Genomic DNA, 22,796 nt, shown 5'->3' with positions numbered 1-22,796 from the left:
TCATCCGCGCAGGGTTTCGGCCACGCGGGGTGGAGCGGCGCTGATGCGCCGATCAGACCAGGGTTCGAGGAGGATGGTCGGGCGGAGGACGATCGAGCCCGTCGCTAATGAGGTCGTCGTGGACCGCTGGATTGTAATGCTTGAATGACCGCACAACGATGGCATCGGCAATAGGTTGGGTGACCAAATTTTTGAGCATGCAAATCGCAAGCAGCGGGCAATCCTTGCAATCATTCTTCTTTTGCGTGTCCGGACAGCATGGCATCTCGTCGGCCATCGACGCCATGTCGGACATCGCGACGTTGGACGACCCCATCGCCGCCACCGGCGAAACCAACGGAGCCACGACCAGCCCCGCGATCACGAAGACCGCCAGCAGATGACCGATAAGGCGACGAAAACCCATAACCTACCTTGCCATACCGCGGGGAACCGGAAAAGTAGAAGTTCCTTCACATGTCCGGGACCGAACGGCCACATCGACGAGAAGCGTAATCACAGGAGAATCCGCTAGATTGTTGCAATTGCAGGAAGCTTGCTGCCTGACAGCGGTCAAGGATCCGGTATCATACTCGCTCCGGCCCGATAGAACTACCCGGCCATTCCTGGAAACGTTTCCTCTGCGGACAGATCGTGCGCCGGCACGGAGTCTTTCCGGAACAGGATATATAGCGCCGGCAACACCAGCAGCGTCAGGATAGTCGACGAAACGATGCCGCCGATCACGACTGTCGCCAATGGCCGCTGCACCTCCGCGCCGGCGCCGGTCGCGAGGGCCATCGGAACGAATCCGAGGGAGGCGACGAGCGCCGTCATCAGGACCGGTCTTAGCCGGGTCGATGCGCCCTGATACACGGCGTCGAACACCGGCTTGCCCTCCCGCCGCAGCCGTTCGATGAAGGCGATGATGACGATGCCGTTCAGAACCGCGACGCCGGACAGCGCGATGAATCCAACACCGGCGCTGATGGACAGCGGGATGCCGCGCAATAGCAGCGCCAGAACGCCGCCGGTCAGAGCCAGCGGCACGCCGCTGAACACCAACAGCGCATCGGCGACCGATCCGAAGCTCATGAACAACAGCAGCAGCACGAGCGCGAGCGCAACCGGCACCACGATGGTCAAGCGTCTGGTTGCCGAAACGAGCTGCTCGAACTGCCCTCCCCAGCCGATCCAGTAACCCGGCGGCAGTTTGACTTTCTCCGCGACCGCCTCCTGCGCGTCGGCTACGAACGATCCGAGGTCCCGCTCGCGGACATTGGCGGTGACGACGATGCGACGCTTGCCGTTTTCGCGGCTGATCTGGTTGGGACCCGGCGCGATATCGATGGTCGCTACCGACGACAGCGGCACGTACCGCATCTGCACCGCGGACGAATCCGACCATGCGACCTTCGTCGTTTCCGCCGCCGCGTTTTCGACGGGAGGCAGCGGGATGGAGATGGCGCGGATCGAATCCAGACGGCCCCGAAGGTTTTCGGGGAGACGGACCACGATATCGAAGCGCCGATCGCCCTCGAACAGCTTGCCGGCGCTTTTGCCGCCGATCGCAATCTCCACGACGTTCTGGACATCTGCAGTGCTCAGGCCGTAGCGCGACAGCGCCCGGCGGTCGAGCTTGACCGTCAGAATTGGCAGTCCGGACACCTGCTCGGTCTTCACGTCGGTCGCGCCCGGGATGCTTGTAATCGCGGCCTGCACCTGTTTCGCGGCGCCCTGGAGAATATCCAGATCGTCGCCGAATATCTTGATGCCAAGGTCGCTGCGCACACCCGAAATCAGTTCGTTGACCCGCAACTGGATCGGTTGCGAGATTTCGTAGTTGCTGCCGGGAATCTCGTTCGCAGCGTGCTCGATCTCCTCCACCAGTTCGGATTTCGGCTTCGACGGATCGGGCCATTCCTCGCGCGGCTTGAGCATGACGTAACCGTCCGAGATCGATGGCGGCATCGCATCGGTGGCAACCTCGGCGGTACCGGTCCGCGCAAAAAAATCCTTCACCTCCGGAATTTTCCTGATCCGTTTTTCCAGCGCCATCTGGAGATCGAGCGACTGGGTCAGGCTGGTCCCCGGTATCCGGATCGCAGCGATGGCGATGTCCCCCTCGTCGAGAGACGGAATGAATTCGCCGCCCATGCGGGTCGCGGCGAAGCCGCTTGCAAGCACGACGACGACAGCCCCCGACGCCACCCAATGCCTATACCGGATCGCACCTTTCAGCAGCGGCAGATAGACCCGCTTGGCCCCATGCATGAAGATGTTCTCCTTCTCGGAGACCTTGCCGGTAACCACGATCGCGACCGCCGCAGGAACGAACGTCACGGAGAAGATGGCGGCGCCCAGCAACGCCATCAGCACGGTGAGCGCCATCGGCGTGAACATCTTTCCTTCGACGCCGGTGAGCGTCAGTACCGGCAGATACACGACCGCGATGATCATGGTGCCGAACAGGCTGGGTTTGATCACCTCGCGTGACCCGTCGAGAATCGTCCGCAGGCGTTCCTTGAGCGACAGCAGCCCACCTTTCCTGCGCTGCTCCTCAGCAAGAAGCCGCAGACAATTCTCGACGATGATCACCGCGCCGTCGATGATGATGCCGAAATCGATGGCGCCGAGGCTCATCAGGTTTGCGCTGACTTTTGCCTCGACCATGCCGGTGATGGTGAAGAGCATGGCGAGAGGGATCACGCACGCCGTCACGATGGCCGCGCGAATATTGCCGAGAATGAGGAACAGCACAGCGATGACGAGGAGCGCGCCCTCGATCAGGTTTTTCTGGACGGTTCTGATGGTCGCATCGACCAGGTCCGTCCGGTCGTAGACCGTGCGCGCGATGACGCCGTCGGGAAGCGACCGGGCGATCTCGCCGAGCTTGGCGGCAACCCCTTTCGCGACCGCGCGACTGTTTTCTCCGATCAGCAGCATGGCCGTGCCAAGCACGGTCTCCTTGCCGTCCAGCGTGGCCGCCCCGGTCCGGAGATCCTTGCCTTCCTTCACTTCGGCTACATCGCGGATGCGGACCGGAATGCCCCCGCGCGAGCCGATGACAATGTCCTGGATCTCGGCGATGTTGGCGACCTGCCCCGGAGTCCGGACGAGATATTGCTCGCCGTTGCGTTCGATATAGCCCGCGCCGACGTTGGCGTTGTTGGCGGCGAGAGCCGTCATCACGTCGCGAAATCCGAGATTGTAGGCCAACAGACGCCCCGGATCCGGCAATACATGAAATTGGCGTTCGTATCCGCCGATGGTGTTGACCTCGATCACGCCGGGGACGGTGCGCAGTTGCGGCTTGATGATCCAGTCCTGGATCGTGCGCAGGTCGCTCGGCGTGAATTCGCCACCACCGGGCGCCCTGGCGCCTTGCCTGGCCTCCACGGTGTACAGGAAGATTTCACCGAGCCCGGTCGATATCGGACCCATCGCGACTTCGACACCGGCCGGCAACTGGTCCTTCACCTGCTGGATGCGTTCGTTGACGAGCTGGCGCGCGAAGTAGATGTCGGTGCCATCGAGAAAGACGACCGTGACCTGGCTCAAGCCGTAGCGCGAACTCGATCGCGTGTATTCAAGCTTCGGGAGACCGCCCATCGCCGTCTCGACCGGAAACGTAATGCGCTGTTCGGTTTCCAAGGGAGAGTAGCCCGGCGCGCGCGTATTGATCTGCACCTGGACATTCGTGATGTCAGGCACGGCATCGATCGGCAGCCGGGTGAAACTCCAGGCTCCGAAGACGCCGACCCCCAGCGCGAGCAGCATCATCAGCCAGCGCTGGCGGATGGAAAAGGCAAGGACGGCGTCAATGTTCATGTTCGGCCTCACCCTTGCCCATCTCCGCCTTCACGACGAAGCTGTTCTCGGCGACATAGGGCTCTCCCGCCGACAGTCCCGCCCGGATCTCCACGAACCTCGCATCGGAGTCTCCAAGCTCGACGGGGCGGGCCTCGATCTTGTCTCCGCCCTCCCGGACGAACACGACCGTCTTGTTTTCCAGCGTCTGAATCGCTCCCACGCGCACGGCGACGTGCACGTTGCGCTTTGCCAGCACAAGGCGCGCCGTGACGAACAGTCCCGGACGCAGGCGTCCGTCCTTATTTGCCAGAACGATCCGGGCGAGCGCCGTCTGCGTGTCGCTCGATCCGACCGGCGCGACATAGGAAATGTGGCCCTTGATGTCCGCGCCGCCGTCGTCCGGGTCGATCAGCACTTCGTCTCCGGTCCGGACGCGCTTCAAATCCTGACGATAGATCGACAGGTCGACCCAGATCGTCGACAGGTCGGCGACGACGAAGGACGGCTTCTGTTCAGAGGCATATTCGCCGAGCGAAATCTGACGGTCGATCACGGTACCGCTGATCGGCGCCTTCAGGTCGTAGACAGTAAGGCTCTGGTTGCTTTCGATCGAGGCGAGCTGGTCGTCTTTGGCGACCGCGTCGCCGATTCGCTTTTTGATCGAGCGGACGATACCCGGAAAACGCGGCGTGACCTGAACCACCGCCTCCTGGTTGGCGCGCAGCACGCCGTTGAAAGACAGCGTATCGCTGAGCGTGGCCTCCCCGGCCTCGGCGAGTATCGCACCGGCGGCGGCGAGCTTGACGTCGCTGATCAGAATGCGGTCGGCACCGTGCTCGTCCTGCTCGACATGGCCATTTGCGATCTTCTCGTCCCTATGGCTTGTCTGCGTCACCGGCGCGTTGGGCGTCGCCGGCCCCATGATGCAGTAGCCGGCGCCCCCGATCGCCAGGACCGCCGCAGCCGCGACGATTATCGTGAACGTCCTCATCGAGCGGTCTCCCGAGCCAATGTGAACGGATTGCCGACAAGCCCCTCGATGGTGGCGACGGCGACGTGGAAATTCTGCTGGGCCTCCTGCTCGCGCAGGCGCGCCTGAGCGACGCTTGCTTGCGCATCCAGAACTTCGAGCAACGTGAAGCGCCCCTGCCCGTACCCCTCGAAGATCGCATCGGCGGCCTGGCGCGACTTCGGGATCGCAACTTCGCGCAGCACTTTCAGCTCACGCAACGCGCCCTGCAGCGAATCGTAGGCACGGCCGGCGAGCACGATCAGCGTGTTGCGATTGGCTTCGCGCTCGGCCCGGGTCTTCGCGAGGCTTTCCTGAGCGGACAGGATGTTGCCCTGGTTCTGGTCGAAAACCGGAATGGGAACGGACAGCGAGAGCCTGACTGCGTCGTCGTTGGTCTCGTTGAAATGGCGCCAGCCGGCGCTGACGCGAACGTCCGGATAGGGCTTCAGCCGCGCCAGCAGAAGTTCGGCGTTGCGCTGCGCGTAGACCGCGGTCCAACGCATCAGTTGCGGATTTGAATCGATCGCAGCGACGACGGCCTTAAAAGACGGAGGCCGGCCCAGAACGTCCAGTCGCCCGGAAACAGCCGAGAACTTTGCTGCGGTGTCTCCCATCAGCACCGCCAATTCGCGCCGGGCGCTGGCAAGCGTCGAGCGAACCCGCTCGCGGTCTGCTTTCACCAATGCGGATGCGACTTCCGCCCGGCCGATTTCGGCGGGTGACGAAGCGCCGGCGTCCACCCGCCGCTGCAACAACGGCGTCAACTTGTCGATTGCGGCGACCTGCTCGTCCAGGATCTGGATTCTGCGCTGCGCGCCGAGGACGCCCAGAAAGCCGACGGCCGTCTCCGACAGAACTTCGAGGCGAACGGCCTTGCGCTGGATGGCCGCGGTCTCAATGCCGGCGCGGCCGACGGCAATTCGCGCATCGCGCTTGCCGAATAGCTCGAATAGCTGGCTGATCTGTAGCGTGGTCTCGGCCGACTTCGTTCCGCGATAGCCTCTGGAGCCGAACGAGTTGTCCTGCTCATAGGATACTTCGGGATTGATCAGCGCACCGGCCTGGATGCGTTGGCCGGTCGCGATGCCGACGTCGCGCTCGGCGGCGGTCAGACGCGGGCTGGCGGCGAGCGCGCGTTGAAGTGCGGTCTTCAACGTAAGCGGTTGCGAATGCGACGGTACCGTCAGCCAGGGGCTGACCAGCAATGCCATCGCCCACGCAAGACGCACGGCGAATTTTGACAACATGAAATATCCTGACGAACGACGGATTCAGGGCGTCAATGCGCCCGGCGAACGCGTTCAGGTCAGGAGTTTCGGTGGCGGAGTCTCGATGCCCGGAACAAGATCAGAGGCGCGCGAAAGCACTCGCGGAATCGAGGCAGCCTCAGGTGCAATGATAACAGAGAGCATCGGCGGATTCGGAAGCGAGACGGGGAAACAACCATGACAGTGGTGGTCTGCAATCATTCCCGGCCCGTTCGTGTCCGTATGGATTGGCGACATCGAGACGATGATCTCACCCTTGGGAGCGGTCACATCCATGTGGAAGAGTTCGTGCAGGGCGCCCGATAACAAGTAAGCGACGATCAGAAACACGACCGCGAACCTGCCGCGCGAAGTGCGCAGGCGATTCGTTCCATCGTTGGTGGCAGTGAGGGTCAAGGCTACTCGTTCCAAGCCGGCAGTCTTTGTTTAACACGCGCGCGAAGGTCGAGTCGACTGCTACACTATAACACGTCCGGCATCATCGAGGGTGACGCGGTGGCCGCGGGAGTTCCGTCAAACCGCCCGCGCCACGTACTCGCACCAGCCTTTTGCGCGCAACCGGCACGCCGGGCATTCGCCGCAACCATAGCCCCAGTCATGCCGCGCGCCGCGCTCGCCGAGATAACAGGTGTGCGAGTGTTCGCGGATCAGATCGACCAGCCCTGCCCCGCCGAGTTCATGCGCAAGCGCCCACGTCGCCGCTTTGTCGAGCCACATCAGCGGCGTGTGCAATTCAAACTGTTTGTCCATCCCGAGATTGAGCGCGGTCTGCAAGGCCTTGATGGTGTCATCGCGGCAATCCGGATAGCCGGAATAATCGGTCTCGCACATGCCGCCGACGATATCCGTCATGCCGCGCCGGTAGGCCAGCGCCGCCGCGAAGGTCAGGAACACGAGATTGCGGCCGGGCACGAACGTATTGGGCAGTCCGCCCTCGCCCATTTCGATCGCGACATTCCGGGTCAGCGCGGTATCGGAAATCTCCGCCAGCGTCGGGATGGCAAGCGTATGGCCCTCACCGAGTTTCTCCGCCCAGTCTGGGCGCAGCGATGTCATGCCCGCGAGCAAGGCGTCGCGGCAGTCGAGTTCGATCGCGTGGCGCTGGCCATAGTCGAATCCCAGCGTTTCAACATGCGCAAAACGTTGCAGAGCCCAGGCCAGACAGGTCGCGGAGTCTTGTCCTCCGGAAAACAGCACCAGCGCGGTTCGAGAGACGGGCTGATCGGTCATGACGTGCCAATAGCACCCCTCTACTCCCGCGCCAATCGGCAGGGATTGCGTGGCCGGTTGCCTGCTTTTCGCTGGGACGGCGGCGCGGCTTGCGGCATAGAGAAAGCGAGCCTCCCCCGATACCGGTGCACCGAATGACCCCTTCCCGCGATATTTCACGTCTGATCGAGATCATGGCGCAATTGAGAACGCCCGGCACCGGCTGCCCGTGGGACCTCGAACAGACGTTCGCGACCATTGCGCCCTACACAATCGAGGAAGCCTACGAGGTGGCGGACGCGATCGCGCGTCATGATCTGATCGATCTCTGCGATGAGCTCGGCGATTTGCTGTTGCAGGTCGTGTTTCACGCCCGCATGGCCGAAGAGCAGAACGCCTTTTCGTTCGGCGATGTGGTCGAGGCCATCACGCGCAAGATGATCCGCAGGCACCCGCATGTGTTTGCCGACAGTTCGGGCTATATCGCGCCATCAGACGTGAAGGGAACATGGGAGCGCATCAAGGCGGAGGAAAAAGCCGAGCGCGCCGCGCGCAAACCGATAAAGGAAGCGCCCGCCTCAAGCCTGCTCGCGGGCATCAAGGCCGGACAGCCTGCGTTGACGCAGGCAATAGCCTTGCAGCGAAAGGCCTCGACCGTCGGGTTCGACTGGAACGATCCCCGGGCGGTGCTCGACAAGATCCGCGAAGAAGCCGACGAAATCGAAGCGGCGCTGGATCGCGGCGACAAGCCCGACATCGCGTCTGAGACCGGTGATCTCATGTTCGCGCTCGTCAACCTCGCGCGTCATGTCGACGCCGATCCGGAGATGGCGCTGCGCGGGACCAATGCGAAATTCGAGCGGCGGTTCGCCTATATTGAACAGGCGCTTGCTGCAAGGGGCTGCTCGCTGGAGGACTCATCTCTTGCCGAGATGGATGCGCTGTGGAATGAGGCGAAGCAACAGGAGAGAACCTGACCGGTCGTGATCCGCGTGAATCCGTGTCGTCCCCGCAAACCGACAGGCCGGCTTACACCCCCGTCTGGCTGATGAACTTGGTGATGAGATAGGCTTCCATCGCCTCGATTCCGCCCTCGGAGCCGTAGCCTGAATCCTTGACCCCTCCGAACGGATTTTCCGGCAGAGCCAGGCCGGCATTGTTGATCGCCACCATGCCGCTCTCGATCCCCGCGCCGATAGCGGTCGCGGTCTTGGTCGAACTGGTGAAGGCGTAAGACGCGAGGCCATACGGCAGGCGGTTCGCCTCCTCCGCGGCCTCCTCGAAGGTCGAGAACGGCGTGATCAGCGCCAACGGGCCGAACGGCTCCTCGTTCATGGCGCGGGCATCCTTCGGCACATCAGTGACCACGGTCGGCTCGAAAAAATAACCCTTGTTGCCGACACGATGACCGCCGGCCGCGAGCCTGCCGCCTTTTCCCACCGCGTCCTGCACGAAGCTCTCGATGGCGGTCATGCGGCGGGGATTGGCGAGCGCGCCCATCGTTGAATCGGCGTCGAGACCGTTGCCGACCTTGATCGCCTTGGCGGCTTCGGTGAACTTGCCGACAAAATCCTTATAGACCTTGTCCTGTACGAGAAGGCGCGTCGGTGCGATGCAGACTTGGCCGGCGTTGCGGAATTTGGCGCCCGAGATGATCTTCGCGGCGCTTGCAATGTCGGCGTCGTTGAACACGATTGCCGGCGCGTGGCCGCCAAGCTCCATCGTCGCGCGCTTCATGTGCAGTCCGGCCAGCGCTGCGAGTTGCTTGCCGACCGCGGTCGAGCCCGTGAACGACATCTTCCGAATGATCGGATGCGGGATGAGGTATTCGGAGATTTCGGCAGGCACGCCGAATACGAGATTGATCACGCCGTCGGGTACGCCCGCATCGACGAACGCGCGGAGCAGTTCGGCCGGAGACGCCGGTGTTTCCTCGGGTGCCTTGACGATGATCGAGCAGCCGGCGGCGAGCGCGGCCGACAGCTTGCGGCAGACCTGATTGATCGGGAAATTCCACGGCGTGAAAGCCGCCACCGGGCCGACCGGCTCCTTGATCGCGATCTGGTAGATACCGGGTCCGCGCGCCGGAATCACCCGGCCATAGGCTCGGCGGGATTCTTCTGCAAACCATTCGATGACGTCGGCCGCAAATAGCGTCTCGATCCTGGCCTCGGCAAGAACCTTGCCCTGCTCCAAGGTCATCAGCGTTGCGATTTTGTCGGCGCGCTCCCGCATCAAGGCCGCCGCTCTTCGCATGATCTTGCCGCGCTCAAAAGGTGCGACGGCGCGCCAGACCTTGAAGCCCCTGTCGGCAGCGGCGAGCGCCTCGTCGAGGTCGGCGCGATCCGCATGAGCCACCGTGCCGATCTGCTCTTCGGTAGCAGGGTTAAGCACGGCGATAGTCTTGCCGGACGCACCGGGACGCCACTTGCCGTCGATCAGCAGCGATGTGTTCTGATAGTTCACGGGCATCTCCTGCGGCTTTCGTGCAATTGCTCGAGTGGCATGGAATAGAGCGAAATGAGGAAAAGTGTGTAGCGGTTTTCCACCCGCATCCCGCTTCTCAAAATACTGGAATCGATCACGTTCATGACCTTGGATCGATTCGATCCAAGATCATCGTGATCTAGTGCTGCCGCCTTGCCGGTCAAGTCCGTCCTGCGCGACCCTGCCTTGCGAAGGGGGACAGGACTGCGCAATCCATCAAAGCGGGTGCGGTATCGCGGCGTATCGGTTGACGAGGATGTCGCGTTTGGTCTCGTCGACGCGGACGGTCATCTCGTAACGGCCGTCGCGCAGTTCCTTGACAAGCACTTCGGAATTGCGGTGCAGCCAACTGATCGCCGCGCCGTCGGAGGCATCGACCGACAGGTCCAGCGTGGTTCTGGTCGCGGCAAGCCGATCCTCGATCGCCGCCAGCAGCGTATCGAGTCCTTCGCCGGTTTCGGCGGAGACGAGGAAACACGGCACCTCGGCCGAGCGGCGCACAGCAATGTTTTCGAGGTTTTCGCGTTGATCCGCGTCGAAGCGATCGATCTTGTTCCAGACCTCGAGAATGCGCGCGCCGTGTCCGGGATCGATACCGAGCTGACGAAGCACAGCCTCGACATCGTGCTGCTGCGCCTCCGCATCCTCGTGCGAAATGTCGCGAACATGGAGGATAACGTCCGCCTCCATCACCTCTTCCAGCGTCGCGCGAAACGCCGCGACAAGCTGGGTCGGCAAATTGGATATGAATCCGACGGTGTCCGACAGCATGGCCTTGCCGCCGTGCGGCAGCGCCAGCGCGCGCAGCGTTGGGTCGAGGGTTGCGAACAGCATGTCGGCGGCCTGGACCTCGGCGCGCGTCAGCCGGTTGAACAGGGTCGATTTCCCGGCATTGGTATAGCCGACCAGCGCAACCACGCGATAGGGCACGCGCTGCCGCCCGGCGCGATGCAACCGTCGCGTCGCCTGCACCTTCTTCAGTTCGTTCTCCAGCCGCACGATGCGGTCGCCGATCAGGCGGCGGTCGGCCTCGATCTGGGTTTCGCCGGGGCCGCCCATGAAGCCGAAGCCGCCGCGCTGCCGTTCGAGGTGGGTCCAGGAGCGCACCAGGCGGCTGCGCTGGTAGTTGAGGTGAGCGAGTTCGACCTGAAGCGCGCCCTCTTTCGTCTTGGCGCGGCGTCCAAAAATTTCGAGGATCAGGCCGGTCCGGTCGAGCACCTTTGTGCTCCAGGCCTTTTCCAGATTGCGCTGCTGAATCGGCGACAGCGCACAATCCATCACCACGAGATCGGCGCCTTCGGTGGTAATCAGGCCGGTCAATTCCTCGACCTTGCCCTTGCCGAGATATGTCGCGGGCCTGATCTGGGTGACTTGCGCGGCGATCGCTTTGGCCACGTCGAGGTCAATCGCGCGCGCAAGACCGGCGGCTTCATCCAGCCGGGCGTCGGTATCGCGCATGGCATGCCCCACCTGCGGCGTGTCGGCATTGCCGCGTCGCAGGCGCAGATATGGGCCGATGACAATCGCCCGTCCGGTCGGTTTGCCCTGCATCGGCCCTGAACGGTCGATGCTCCCCTCGGGATTCCGGGGTTCCAATCAGGAAACTTTCAGATATGTGTTCAAAGCGGAGCGTCCTCGCCGCCTTCGAACAACTGGATCGGGGCGCCCGGCATAATGGTCGAAATCGCATGTTTGTAGACAAGCTGCGAATGACCGTCGCGCCTGAGCAGCAGGCAGAAATTGTCGAACCAGGTGACAATTCCCTGCAGTTTGACCCCGTTCACCAGAAAGATTGTCAGGGGCGTCTTGGTCTTTCGAACATGGTTGAGGAAGGTGTCCTGAAGGTTTTGTGCGCGGTCTATCGCCATTTTTTTTATCCCGCAGTTCGCTTTGCGTTTTTTTAACCGGATACAACTCTCCGGGGAGCGTCTCCTGGCCGCCGACCCCCTCTGAGATCCTCCTCGTGGACCCGGCGCTTTGATTAGAGGGCAGAGCCTGGTGTTAGGCAAGCCGGTTCGGGCCACCGGTTCGCCCGGATACGCAAAAACCATCAGGAAAATGCTGAAAAACGGTGGAATTCTTCCCGCAGCCGTCTGGCAATACCGCCCGGCTGACCATTCCCCACCGTCCGGCCGTCGATCGCGACGACGGGCATGACGATCTGGGAGGCCGAGGTTACGAAAGCCTCCGCAGCCTCATACGCTTCCGCCGGCGTGAACGGGCGTTCCTCCAGCCTGATCTGAAGGGCGTCCATGACCTCCATGAGAACGGCCCGGGTGATGCCGGCAAGAATGCCGTGGTCCACCGAGCGGGTGACGACGCGGCCGTCTGTCGTCACGATCCAGGCATTGCTCGAAGCGCCCTCGGTGACGAATCCGTCGCTACCGACGTACCAGGCCTCATAGGCCCCCTTCTCCCGCGCTTCCTGCTTTGCCAGCACATTGGGCAGCAGCGATACCGATTTGATATCCACCCGCGGCCAACGATTTTCCGGCACGGTGACGACCTTGATGCCGTTAGCGGCGGTTTGCTGGTTTTTCTCGTAGTTGAGCGCGCGGGCCGTGACGACGACGCTCGGCTTCACGGGATGCGGCGGAAATGCATGATCGCGCCGCGCCACGCCACGGGTCACCTGCAGATAAACCAGGCCGTAGGTCACGCGGTTGCGCCACACCACCTCGTGCATGACGATGGCGAGCGCCGGGAGAGGCATCGGCTCGGAGATCCGCAACTCGCGCAGTGATCGCTGCAATCGCGCCATGTGCCGGGGATAATCCACCAGCCTTCCGCCGCGCACTTCGCAGACCTCATAAACACCGTCGGCAAACTGATAGCCGCGGTCCTGGACGTTAACGCTGGCGTTGCGCAGCTCGCGATACCGGCCGTTGACGTAAGCAATTCGCGACATCCAGCGAGTCCGACCACCGAAAAAGGATTTTAGTTGACGCCGAGCGCCTTGAGCTTGCGATGCAGCGCCGAGCGCTCCATGCCGACGAATTCCGCAGTCCGCGAGATATTGTTGGAGAAGCGGCTGATCTGCGCAATCAGATAGTCGCGCTCGAACACCTCGCGAGCCTCGCGCAGCGGCAGGCCCATGATGTGCTCGCCGTTGACGCCGGTCGGCATCGCCGGGACCATCGAGCCGACATCCTGCGGCAGCATATCCGCGGTGATGATCACCTCCGGACCGCCGCCGGCCAGGATCATCACGCGCTCGACGTTGTTACGGAGCTGCCGGACGTTGCCCGGCCAGACGTGCGATTGCAGCACGGCCATCGCGTCGTCGCCGATCTGGCGCCTGGGCAGCCCGCTCGCGGTGGAGATATGGTCCATAAAAAACTCGATCAGTTCGGGAATGTCCTCACGGCGTTCGGAGAGCGGCGGAACCCGGATCGGCACAACCGACAACCGATGATAAAGATCCTCGCGGAAACGGCCCGCGGCGATCTCCTCCTCCAGGTTACGCGCTGTCGACGAAATGATCCGCACATCGACCTTGATCTTGGCCGCGCCGCCGGAGCGCTGAAAGGTCTGGTCGACCAGAACGCGCATGATCTTGTTCTGAGTCTCGCGCGGCATGTCGCCGATCTCGTCGATGAACAGCGTCCCGCCGTGCGCCTCTTCCAGCGCTCCGGCCTTGCGCGGCTGCTGACCGTCGGTCTGCTCGACACCGAACAGTTCGAACTCCATTCGTTCCGGCGTAATCGCTGCGGCGTTGATGACGACGAACGGTCCCTCCGAACGGCCCGACTGATTGTGAAGCGTTCGCGCGGCCAGTTCCTTACCGGACCCGGACGGCCCGACGATCATGATGCGACTGTTGGCCTTCGCCGCGCGCTCGATGGTCTGCCGAAGCTGGTTCATGCATGGCGAGCGGCCAATCAGCGAGCCGGCCGCCGGCGCGAGCTGCTTCAATTCCCTGACCTCGCGCTTGAGACGCGACGTTTCGAGCGCGCGCATTGCCACCAGAATCAGGCGATCCGCCTTGAATGGCTTTTCAATGAAGTCATAGGCACCGCGCTTGATCGCCGCGACAGCCGTTTCAATGTTGCCGTGGCCGGAGATCATGACGACCGGCATGTCGGGGCTGTCCTGCTTGATCATCTCCAGCAGTTGCAGCCCGTCGAGCTTGCTGCCTTGCAGCCAGATATCGAGGAACACCATGTGCGGACGGCGGCTTGAAACCTCCGCAAGCGCCTCATCGCTGTTGCGCGCGGTTCGAGTCGTGAAACCCTCGTCTTCCAGGATGCCTGCAACGAGGTCGCGAATATCCGCCTCGTCGTCAACTATCAGAATGTCGTGTGCCATAGATTGGATCCGCCTGGTCAGTTGCCGGTTGCAACCTCTGTTTTCGTTTCGTCGCCGGTCAAGGTATCGTCGTTAGTCGCGCCACTGCCCCCACTGGTTTCGGCGTCCGCGCGCCCGGACACGGCAAACCGCAACCGCATCCAGGCTCCCCGCGCTCCCGGTCTTATCGCGGAGGCATCGTTGATTTCGAGCTTTCCGCCGTGGTCTTCCAGCACGCGCCCGACAATCGCAAGGCCGAGACCGGTGCCCTTCTCGCGGGTCGTGACGTAGGGCTCCAGCAGCCGCGCTCGTCCAACCTTCGGCAGGCCGATGCCGTTATCGATCACGTCGATGACGACGTCGTCTCCTTCCCGTGCGGCGATAACATCGATCCGGCCTTTTCCGAGGACCTCCGGCGGCACAGCCTCGATAGCCTCGGTCGCATTCTTGATGATATTGGTCAGAGCCTGCGAGATCAGCCGCCGGTCAAACTGGGCGCGCATCGGTTCGTCCTTGATATCGGCCCCGATATCGATTTCGGGATGTCCGACACGCATGAGGAAAACCGTCTGGCGGACCGTATCGGCGACGTCCTCTCCTTCCATCACCGGCTTCGGCATCCGCGCAAAACGCGAGAATTCATCGACCATCCGCCTGATATCCTCGACCTGACGCACGATCGTATCGGTGCACTGCTCGAAGATCGGCTTGTCTTCGATGATCACCTTGCCGAATTTGCGGCGAATGCGCTCCGCCGAGAGCTGGATCGGCGTCAAAGGATTCTTGATCTCGTGCGCGATTCGTCGAGCCACATCGCCCCACGCTGAGGTGCGCTGCGCGGTCACAAGTTCGGTGATATCGTCCAGCGTGACGATGTAACTGTCGCGCGATTGACTGGTTTGCTCGGCGCTGACGCGCACCGAGATGTTGCGCTCGTTGCCATCGCGGTTGATGGTGATCTGACCCTGCACCAGCCGCTGGGTCCCTTCCCTCGCCGACCGCATGAGGTCGTTCAACTCAGGGATTACTTCGGATAGCGGACGTCCCAGCGTTTCCGATTCGGAATGACCGATCAATTTCTCCGCCGAGCGGTTGAGAACGCCGATGGTGTTGGCGCCGTCGACGCCAATGATGCCGGCGCTCGCCGACGACAGCACGGCCTCGATAAAGCGGCGCCGGCTGTCGATCAGGCCGCTGGCGTTGACGAGTTCATCGCGCTGCGTCCGCAACTCGGCCGTCATCTTGTTGAAGGTTTCGCCGAGCTGAGCGAGATCTCCTTCCGACTTCAGGACGGGTACCTGAACGTTCAAGTCGCCGGTGGACACGATGTTGGCGGCGCTCATCAATCGGCGGACGGGTGCGACGAACCGGTCGGCGAAATTCAGGGCAAGCAGCACCGACGCCATCAGGATGGTCAGCGCAATCACGGCGAACATCAGTGCGAACGCCACCTGGATGCCGAGGCGCCGTGCCTCGATCGTGGCGTATACGGCAACACTCGCCTCGGTCTGCTTCAGTTGCGCAACGACATGAGGATCGAGCAGACGCGCCACATAAAGGAATTTATCATTGAAGGCGCGCAGGCGGATGACGGCGGCGACGTAGTTCGCCTCCGGGATCACCGCTATAAGCGGGTCGTCCTCATTCACATTTTTGAGGAGGCTCGGGTCCGGTGTTGTATAGGTGCGCTCGACGTCGGTTTGGGCAGACACGAGCACATGGCCGTCCTTGTCAATCAGCATCGCGCCCGGCAGGTTGCGGGCCTTCGCGCTCGAGGTCAGGAGTTGGAGAAACGTCTCGCGGTCCTGATCGTACAGGGGGCGTGCGTTGGAGATGTCGTTGGCCATGCCAAGGATATCGCCGCGAATGAGCTGGGCGTGCTCGTGCACGTAGGCGTTGGCGACGATCAGCGAGTTCTGGATGACCTCTTTTATCGGACCCGAAAACAGGCGATCGAGGCCGCGATCGATGGTGACGTTGGCCACGACCGAGACCAGGACCGCCGGCAGCACCGCGATCACCGAGAACAGACTGACAATCTGGACATGCAACTTCGCCGCGGCGCGGCCCCGGCGGCGGGCCTGAACCACGGTCCAGACCTCGCGGGCGATAATGCCGACGAGCAGAAGGATGGTGCCGGCGTCGATCAACAAAAATGTGATGACGACCCGGTGGGTCGGCTCGATCGGCGTGAGGCCGACCAAAACCACGAAGGTCAGAAACGCCGACAGCAGCGCGAGGCCGATCGCGACCGGCGCCAGTAGCCGGCGCAAGGTCCAGCCGCGCGGCTCGGCGAATGTCGGATCGTGTGCCGGCGTGTCTGCGCTAGTCATCCGGGAAAAGGTTTGAGCAGTGGAGGCTCGCTGACTAACGGCCAATACCCGACAGCGAACTGATGCATTCCTACAACAATGTTGCGTAATTGAGACATTTCCGCGGCGCAAGCGATAGCGCGGAATGACCAGGCTTTGGACTAATCGTCGATTCGATCCGAAAAATCGTCGAAACTTGGCCGGATGGAGCCGCTATCCTCCGGTCCGATAGACCTGGATATCCAGATCGCGGATTTTCTTGCGCAGCGTGTTGCGGTTCAAACCTAAAAGGTCGGCGGCCCGAATCTGGTTGCCGCGGGTCGCGGCCAGCGCCGCAGTCAGAAGCGGGACCTCGATCTCCCTGAGAATACGGTGGTACAGGCCTGGCGGCGGGACGCCATTCGGGGAGCCCGAGAAAAGCGACGACAGGTACATCTCGACGGCGCCGCCGAGACTGTCGACGCTTTGATGCCCGCTGCGTCCGGAGACGACCGGAGGAGATGCAAGTTCGCCATCGAGCACCGGGCCGGTGATGACGTCCTGCGGGTAGAGCGCCGCGAGCCTGCGCGCCAGATTTTCCAGTTCGCGGACGTTGCCGGGCCAGCGATGCCGCTTCAAGCGCTCGAGCGCAAGCGCATCGAGCTTCTTGGGCGGCAACCCGTCCTTTTCGGCGAGGGCGAAGAAGTGACTGATCAAATCGGGCAGATCCTCGATGCGTTCGCGTAACGGCGGCAGCCGCAGCGGCACCACGTTGAGGCGGAAGAACAGGTCCTCGCGAAACAGCCCCTGCTGGATCAGGACGCGGAGATCCTTGTTGCTCGCCGCGACGATGCGGACATCGGTCTTGATCGCGGTCCGCCCGCCGACGGTGGTGTATTCGCCCTGCTGAAGCACGCGCAGCAGGCGCGTCTGCGCCTCCATCGGCATGTCGCCGATTTCGTCGAGGAAAAGGGTCCCTCCTTCGGCCTGCTCGAAACGGCCGGAGGCGCGGGTGTTGGCGCCCGTGAAGGCGCCGCGCTCGTGGCCGAACAACTCCGACTCGATGAGGTCGCGCGGGATCGCCGCCATGTTGACGGCGACGAATGGGCCGTTGCGCCGCTTGCCGTAGTCGTGAAGCGCGCGCGCGACCAGTTCCTTGCCGGTGCCGGACTCGCCGGAAATCATCACGGTGAGGTCGGTCTGCATCAGCCGCGCCAGCACGCGATAGATGTCCTGCATGGCCGGCGAGCGTCCGATCAACGGAATGGAATCGAATTCGTTGTCGCCGCCGCGGCTGGCTGCACGCTCCTTGGGTTCGGCGAGCGCGCGGCCGACGATGGCGACCAGTTCCTTGAGGTCGAAAGGTTTCGGGAGGTATTCATACGCACCACGCTCGGAGGCCCGGATCGCCGTCATGAAGGTGTTTTGCGCGCTCATCACGATGACCGGCAAGTTCGGTCGCATCTTCTTGATGCGCGGCAACAGGTCGAAGGCGTTTTCGTCCGGCATCACGACGTCGGTGATGACGATATCCCCCTCGCCCTGGCTGACCCATCGCCACAGCGTCGCTGCATTGCCGGTAAGCCGCACCTCATATCCTGCGCGCGACAGCGCCTGGTTGAGCACCGTGCGGATCGCCGTGTCATCGTCTGCGACAAGTATGCTGGCTGCGGGCATGTTTCGTCCTCATCCTGAATCGCGTGAGGCAGGTGACGGCATTACCGGCACGGCGGCATCGTCGCTTTGCCGATGTTTTGGGCCGGTGTCGAACATCGGGAGCAGGACGCGGAAGCTGGTCTTGCGCGGCTGCGATTCGCATTCGACGATTCCGCCGTGATCGCCGACGATCTTGGCGACCAGCGCGAGTCCGAGCCCGCTTCCGGTCGGCTTCGTGGTTACGAATGGATCGAACAGGTTCGGCAACAGATCCTCCGCCACGCCGCGACCGTTGTCCTTGACGCAAAATTCCAGCGGCAAAGACACGCGCGACTTCTTGCCCGGCAGGGAAAGGCGGAGGCCCGGGCGGAATGCGGTCGTGAACTGGATTTCTGCCTCGTCCCCGAGATCGGCGACGGCTTCGGCGGCATTTTTGACGAGGTTCAGAAAGACCTGAATCAGTTGATCCCGATCGGCCAGAACCGGCGGCAGCGACGGATCGTAATCCTCGATAAATCGAGCGTTTCGCGCGAAGCCGGACTGTGCGAGCCGTTTGACATGATCGAGCACAGAGTGAATGTTGACCGGACCACGTGCCACCGGACGTTCGTCGCCGAATACTTCCATGCGGTCGACCAGCGTAACGATGCGGTCGGCTTCGTCGCAAATCAGCCGGGTCAGCATCCGGTCTTCCGACGATGCCCCCTGCTCGAGAAGCTGCGCCGCACCGCGAATGCCGGACAGCGGATTCTTGATCTCGTGCGCGAGCATGGCCGCAAGCGCGGTCACCGAGCGCGCCGCGCTGCGATGGGTCAGCTGCCGATCCATCTTGTCGGCGATGGTGCGCTCTTGAATCATCACCACGACATGTCCGGGCCGTTCCGTCAGAGGCGCGACGTGCAGGTCGACTTGACGATCCCGACCGATTCGCGGGGTGCCGAGGTCGACCCTGAATTCGTTCACGGGCGAGCCGGTGTTCCGAACCTGATCGATCAGCGTCAGCAGCGGACTGCCGAACGGGACGACTTCCTTCAGCGGCTGTCGTCGCAGGAACTGCGCCGACATTTCGAAGAAGGATTCCGCCGCCATGTTGGCGTCGACGATCCTGCCGTTGGGCGCGACCAGCAGCACCGGGTTCGGCAGTGCGTTGAGAATAGCCTCGCCGTCGAAGGGCGCGGCATGTGGGCGCTTGGCGAGCGATGTCATACCGCGGCACTCCACGCAAAATCCTCGAATGCATCCGCCAGAGAGCGCTGCACGCCGGCCGGATCGTCGGCCGTCAGAATTTTTCCACGCCACGTCTTGAGGACCGAGGTCGGTACTGAGCCGACCGCCGCCGCAACATCGAGCGCCCAGCCGAGATGTTTTCGCGCGTGACGAAGCCCGATGCGCAGGCCGTAGTGCCGAAGCAGGTCGTCGTAGAGCGCGTGGATGTACGCCAACTGGTCCGCGAGCGAAGGAGGCGGTTCCGCGATACCCGTTTCGAGCCGGCGTCCGATCTGACCCGGCATCCAGGGCTGGCCCTGCGCGCCACGTCCCACCATGACGGCATCCGCGCCCGACGCCTCCAGCGCCGCGACGGCCGCGTCGAACGACGTGATGTCGCCGTTGACAACCACAGGAATATCGACGGCATCCTTGACTGCCCGCACCGCCTGCCAGTCGGCGCTGCCCTTGTAAAACTGGCAACGGGTGCGGCCGTGAACGGTCATCATCTGCACGCCGGCGGATTCGGCGCGCTGCGCCAGCGCCGGTGCATTGAGCGAGCGATCGTCCCATCCGAGCCGCATCTTGAGCGTGACCGGAACTTTCACCGCGCCGACCGTCGCCTCGATCAGCCGCAGGGCATGGTCGAGATCGCGCATCAGCGCCGAACCCGACTGGCCGCCGGTCACGTGGCGGGCGGGACAGCCCATGTTGATGTCGATGATGTCGGCGCCGGCGCCCTCGGCGATCCGCGCGCCCTCCGCCATCCAGTGTGTCTCGCAACCGGCAAGCTGAACGACGTGCGGTCCGCCGCCCGTGGCCTCACAGCGGAGCACGGACATGGGCCGTCCGCGGACGAGATCGTCACTGGCCGTCATTTCGGAGACGACGAGTCCGGCCCCCAGCGCTTCCGCGAGGCCCCGAAAAGGCCTGTCGGTGATCCCCGACATCGGCGCCAAAAGAACCCGGCCGGGGATCGGAATATCCCCAACGGTGAATGGCCCGAGACCTGATGATGTTGCTGGACCTGGCGGGTTCGTGCTCATGGTCCCAAACTGCTCCGTCGCAGCCATTCTAAAATGGTCAGCTTATTAATTAGGCAAAACTTATCGATGCCTATACCGTAGCCAGTTTCTGGCATCTTGCAAGTGCGCTGCAGCACAAATAATCCCTACCGCCCACGGCCGGGTGTCCTGCTGTTTTTTGCGCGGGCATGGTAAGGGCAGCGGAGTTTCCTCCTCCAGCGACACCATTGATTCCAATGCCGACCTCAAAACGAACTGCCGCCATCATTGTTGCCGCAGGCCGCGGGCTCCGCGCCGGTACCGGCGGTCCCAAGCAATACCGGACCATCGCCGGGCGGACCGTGATTGCGCGGGCCATGGAGGCGTTTTGCGATCACCCCGACGTTTTCGCGGTCCAACCGGTGCTCAATCCGGATGACCTTGCGATGTTCAATCAGGCCGTCGCCGGGTTTCGCTATCGGCCACCGGCGAATGGCGGCGCCACCCGTCAGGCCTCCGTTCACGCCGGCCTCGAAGCCCTCGCCGCTGATGCGCCGGACATCGTGCTGATTCACGATGCCGCCCGGCCATTCGCGACGCCGGCGCTGATCCGGCGCGCGATCGAGGCCACCGATATAACCGGCGCGGCGGTGCCCGTCATTCCCGTCACCGACACCATCAAACAGGTCGATGCGTCCGGCGCTGTCAATGCGACCCCCGATCGTGCAAAACTGCGGATCGCGCAGACGCCGCAGGCGTTCCGTTTCGATGTGATCCTCGACGCGCATCGCCGCGCGGCACGCGACGGCCGCGACGATTTCACCGACGACGCCGCGCTCGCCGAGTGGGTGGGATTGACGGTTGCGACATTCGAAGGCGATGCTGCCAACATGAAACTCACAACTCCGGAAGATTTCGTGCGCGAGGAAGCGCGCCTCGCAGCAATGCTCGGCGACATCAGGACCGGCACCGGCTACGATGTCCACGCCTTCGGCGACGGCGACCACGTCATGCTGTGCGGGGTGAAGGTCCCGCACAATCGCGGCTTCCTGGCGCACTCCGACGGCGACGTCGGCCTGCACGCGCTGGTCGATGCCATCCTAGGCGCGCTGGCGGACGGCGACATCGGTTCGCATTTTCCGCCGAGCGATCCGCAGTGGAAGGGCGCGGCCTCCGACAAATTCCTGAAATACGCCGTCGACCGCGTCGCCGCGCGCGGCGGCCGCATCGCCAATCTCGAAGTCACCATGATCTGCGAGCGGCCCAAAATCGGACCCTTGCGCGATACGATGCGGGCGCGCATCGCCGAAATCACGGGCGTCGCGATTTCACGCATCGCCGTAAAGGCGACTACCAGCGAGCGGCTCGGATTCACCGGGCGCGAGGAAGGAATCGCGACGACAGCCAGCGCCACTGTCCGCCTGCCCTGGAACGATAGCGACCAGGAAGACAAGGGCTGGAGCACCTGACATGGGCGGCAGCGACACACGCGCCCTGTCGCGTTCGCTGCTCGACCTTTGCCGGATGCGCAAGCTCACCATCGCAACGGCCGAATCCTGTACCGGCGGGCTGGTCGCCGGCGCGCTGACCGACATTCCCGGCTCCTCGGACGTGATCGATCGCGGTTTCGTCACCTATTCCAACGACGCCAAGCGCGCGATGCTGGGCGTCAAGGCCAGCACCCTCGACAGTTTTGGCGCGGTCAGCAAGGAAACCGCAACCGCCATGGCGGTCGGCGCGCTGGAACGCGCCGGCACCGATCTGGCCGTCGCCATCACCGGAATTGCGGGTCCCGGTGGCGCAACGCCCGGCAAGCCCGTGGGCCTCGTTCATTTCGCTGCCGCCGCGCGTGACGGCCGCCTGACCCATCGCGAATGCCGCTTCGGAGCGATCGGCCGCAACTCGGTGCGGCAACGTTCGGTCGTCGAAGCGCTGCGGATGCTGATGGAGCTGGCGCGGGGACCCAAGCCGCCCGCAAAAGTCCGGCGCGAAAGCGTCAGCCGCTTACGGCCGCGAACGGCGCGAGCGCCGTTGCGTCGTGTGGCCGAGCGGCGCCGGACCGCAGGACCGCTAAAACCCTCTCCGAAGAAAACCTGAGAGACGTCGCTTTATTTCGCGGTATGCGGCGTACCGTAGACGGCGTCCGCGCGTTTCTCGAATGCCGATGCGAAGCGGTGGAACGCGGCGTCGAACATCGCACCCATCAGCACCGCCAGCATCCGGCTCTTGAACTCATAGGTGATAAGAAACCCGACGTCGCAGGCCGGATCCTTCTTCGGCTCGAAGGTCCAGCGGTTTTCCATGTGACTGAACGGACCGCGCAGATATTCGACCAGGATTTTGCGGTTTGGCCGGTCCAGGGTCACTTTGCTCGTAAACGTCTCGCGCACCAGCTTGAACGACACGGTCATATCGGCCACCACGACTTCCTTGCCGTCGGCCGCAGACGTGCGATGACGCACTTTCAGCGACTGGCACAACGGCACGAATTCGGGATAGCGCTCGACGTCCGCCACGAGATCGAACATCTGGTCCGCACTATGTTGCACGCGGCGCTTGCTGGAGAACGTCGGCATCCCCGTGA

General features: G+C 63.1%; 20 protein-coding genes. 3 read left to right on the top strand and 17 right to left on the bottom strand.

Features of this window, described 5'->3' with window-relative positions; genetic code table 11:
• Positions 1 to 52: 52 nt before the first annotated feature.
• The 6 genes from NHAM_RS09465 to queC form a co-directional block, all read right to left on the bottom strand.
• The gene (locus NHAM_RS09465) at positions 53 to 406 is read right to left on the bottom strand and encodes a hypothetical protein (protein ID WP_011510345.1); all 354 of its coding nucleotides are present in this window, start codon (positions 404 to 406) and stop codon (positions 53 to 55) included.
• Between the two features lie 185 nt (positions 407 to 591).
• Positions 592 to 3,810, bottom strand: a complete 3,219-nt coding sequence (locus NHAM_RS09460; RefSeq protein ID WP_011510344.1) for an efflux RND transporter permease subunit — start codon at positions 3,808 to 3,810, stop codon at positions 592 to 594.
• The gene (ihpB, locus tag NHAM_RS09455) at positions 3,800 to 4,783 is read right to left on the bottom strand and encodes a divalent metal ion exporter adaptor subunit IhpB (RefSeq protein WP_011510343.1); all 984 of its coding nucleotides are present in this window, start codon (positions 4,781 to 4,783) and stop codon (positions 3,800 to 3,802) included. Before ihpB ends, NHAM_RS09460 begins: the two co-directional genes overlap by 11 nt.
• Positions 4,780 to 6,051, bottom strand: coding sequence for a divalent metal ion exporter subunit IhpA (gene ihpA / locus NHAM_RS09450; protein ID WP_011510342.1), 1,272 nt, complete (start codon positions 6,049 to 6,051; stop codon positions 4,780 to 4,782). The genes ihpB and ihpA overlap by 4 nt, the downstream gene beginning before the upstream one ends.
• A gap of 54 nt (positions 6,052 to 6,105) precedes the next feature.
• Positions 6,106 to 6,468 (bottom strand): hypothetical protein, encoded by a 363-nt coding sequence (locus NHAM_RS09445; RefSeq protein WP_041357896.1) that lies wholly within the window; start codon positions 6,466 to 6,468, stop codon positions 6,106 to 6,108.
• A gap of 117 nt (positions 6,469 to 6,585) precedes the next feature.
• The gene (gene queC / locus NHAM_RS09440; protein WP_011510340.1) at positions 6,586 to 7,302 is read right to left on the bottom strand and encodes a 7-cyano-7-deazaguanine synthase QueC; all 717 of its coding nucleotides are present in this window, start codon (positions 7,300 to 7,302) and stop codon (positions 6,586 to 6,588) included.
• Between the two features lie 134 nt (positions 7,303 to 7,436).
• On the opposite strand from queC, the gene mazG reads away from it, so the two are divergent.
• On the top strand, positions 7,437 to 8,258 hold the full coding sequence (mazG, locus tag NHAM_RS09435) for a nucleoside triphosphate pyrophosphohydrolase (RefSeq protein WP_011510339.1): 822 nt from the start codon (positions 7,437 to 7,439) through the stop codon (positions 8,256 to 8,258).
• Positions 8,259 to 8,310: 52 nt separating this feature from the next.
• Here mazG and NHAM_RS09430 read toward each other — a convergent pair whose 3' ends face one another.
• The 10 genes from NHAM_RS09430 to dusB form a co-directional block, all read right to left on the bottom strand.
• Positions 8,311 to 9,753: an NAD-dependent succinate-semialdehyde dehydrogenase gene (locus tag NHAM_RS09430; RefSeq protein WP_198137012.1), complete on the bottom strand. Its 1,443-nt coding sequence runs from the start codon at positions 9,751 to 9,753 to the stop codon at positions 8,311 to 8,313.
• Entirely contained in the window at positions 9,744 to 9,932 is a 189-nt protein-coding gene (locus NHAM_RS26580) for a hypothetical protein (protein WP_157043575.1), read from the bottom strand. The genes NHAM_RS09430 and NHAM_RS26580 overlap by 10 nt, the downstream gene beginning before the upstream one ends.
• A gap of 52 nt (positions 9,933 to 9,984) precedes the next feature.
• The gene (gene hflX / locus NHAM_RS09425; RefSeq protein WP_041357894.1) at positions 9,985 to 11,364 is read right to left on the bottom strand and encodes a GTPase HflX; all 1,380 of its coding nucleotides are present in this window, start codon (positions 11,362 to 11,364) and stop codon (positions 9,985 to 9,987) included.
• 23 nt (positions 11,365 to 11,387) lie between these two features.
• Positions 11,388 to 11,636: an RNA chaperone Hfq gene (gene hfq, locus NHAM_RS09420; protein ID WP_009797508.1), complete on the bottom strand. Its 249-nt coding sequence runs from the start codon at positions 11,634 to 11,636 to the stop codon at positions 11,388 to 11,390.
• Positions 11,637 to 11,818: 182 nt separating this feature from the next.
• Positions 11,819 to 12,676, bottom strand: coding sequence for a D-amino-acid transaminase (locus tag NHAM_RS09415; RefSeq protein ID WP_011510335.1), 858 nt, complete (start codon positions 12,674 to 12,676; stop codon positions 11,819 to 11,821).
• 29 nt (positions 12,677 to 12,705) lie between these two features.
• Positions 12,706 to 14,076: a sigma-54-dependent transcriptional regulator gene (locus NHAM_RS09410; RefSeq protein WP_011510334.1), complete on the bottom strand. Its 1,371-nt coding sequence runs from the start codon at positions 14,074 to 14,076 to the stop codon at positions 12,706 to 12,708.
• A gap of 17 nt (positions 14,077 to 14,093) precedes the next feature.
• Complete coding sequence (locus NHAM_RS09405; RefSeq protein ID WP_011510333.1) at positions 14,094 to 16,388, bottom strand: sensor histidine kinase NtrY-like; 2,295 nt, start codon at positions 16,386 to 16,388, stop codon at positions 14,094 to 14,096.
• A 192-nt stretch (positions 16,389 to 16,580) separates the two neighbouring features.
• Positions 16,581 to 18,023: a nitrogen regulation protein NR(I) gene (gene ntrC / locus NHAM_RS09400; protein ID WP_011510332.1), complete on the bottom strand. Its 1,443-nt coding sequence runs from the start codon at positions 18,021 to 18,023 to the stop codon at positions 16,581 to 16,583.
• 9 nt (positions 18,024 to 18,032) lie between these two features.
• Positions 18,033 to 19,208 carry a two-component system sensor histidine kinase NtrB gene (locus NHAM_RS09395; protein ID WP_011510331.1) on the bottom strand — a complete coding sequence of 392 codons (1,176 nt, stop codon included), beginning with the start codon at positions 19,206 to 19,208 and terminating at the stop codon, positions 18,033 to 18,035.
• A complete protein-coding gene (gene dusB / locus NHAM_RS09390; protein WP_011510330.1) occupies positions 19,205 to 20,254 on the bottom strand; it encodes a tRNA dihydrouridine synthase DusB in 1,050 nt (349 codons plus the stop codon). The genes NHAM_RS09395 and dusB overlap by 4 nt, the downstream gene beginning before the upstream one ends.
• 215 nt (positions 20,255 to 20,469) lie before the next feature.
• Here dusB and NHAM_RS09385 point away from each other — a divergent pair, with 215 nt between their 5' ends.
• On the top strand, positions 20,470 to 21,681 hold the full coding sequence (locus NHAM_RS09385; RefSeq protein ID WP_041357891.1) for a bifunctional 2-C-methyl-D-erythritol 4-phosphate cytidylyltransferase/2-C-methyl-D-erythritol 2,4-cyclodiphosphate synthase: 1,212 nt from the start codon (positions 20,470 to 20,472) through the stop codon (positions 21,679 to 21,681).
• A 1-nt stretch (position 21,682) separates the two neighbouring features.
• Positions 21,683 to 22,309, top strand: a complete 627-nt coding sequence (locus NHAM_RS09380; protein WP_011510328.1) for a CinA family protein — start codon at positions 21,683 to 21,685, stop codon at positions 22,307 to 22,309.
• Between the two features lie 11 nt (positions 22,310 to 22,320).
• On the opposite strand, the gene NHAM_RS09375 is transcribed toward NHAM_RS09380, so the two are convergent.
• Positions 22,321 to 22,788, bottom strand: a complete 468-nt coding sequence (locus NHAM_RS09375; protein WP_011510327.1) for a type II toxin-antitoxin system RatA family toxin — start codon at positions 22,786 to 22,788, stop codon at positions 22,321 to 22,323.
• Positions 22,789 to 22,796: the final 8 nt, after the last annotated feature.

The organism is Nitrobacter hamburgensis X14, assembly GCF_000013885.1.
GTDB classification, from domain to species: Bacteria; Pseudomonadota; Alphaproteobacteria; order Rhizobiales; family Xanthobacteraceae; genus Nitrobacter; species Nitrobacter hamburgensis.
This window is presented reverse-complemented; position numbering and strand designations above follow the sequence as displayed.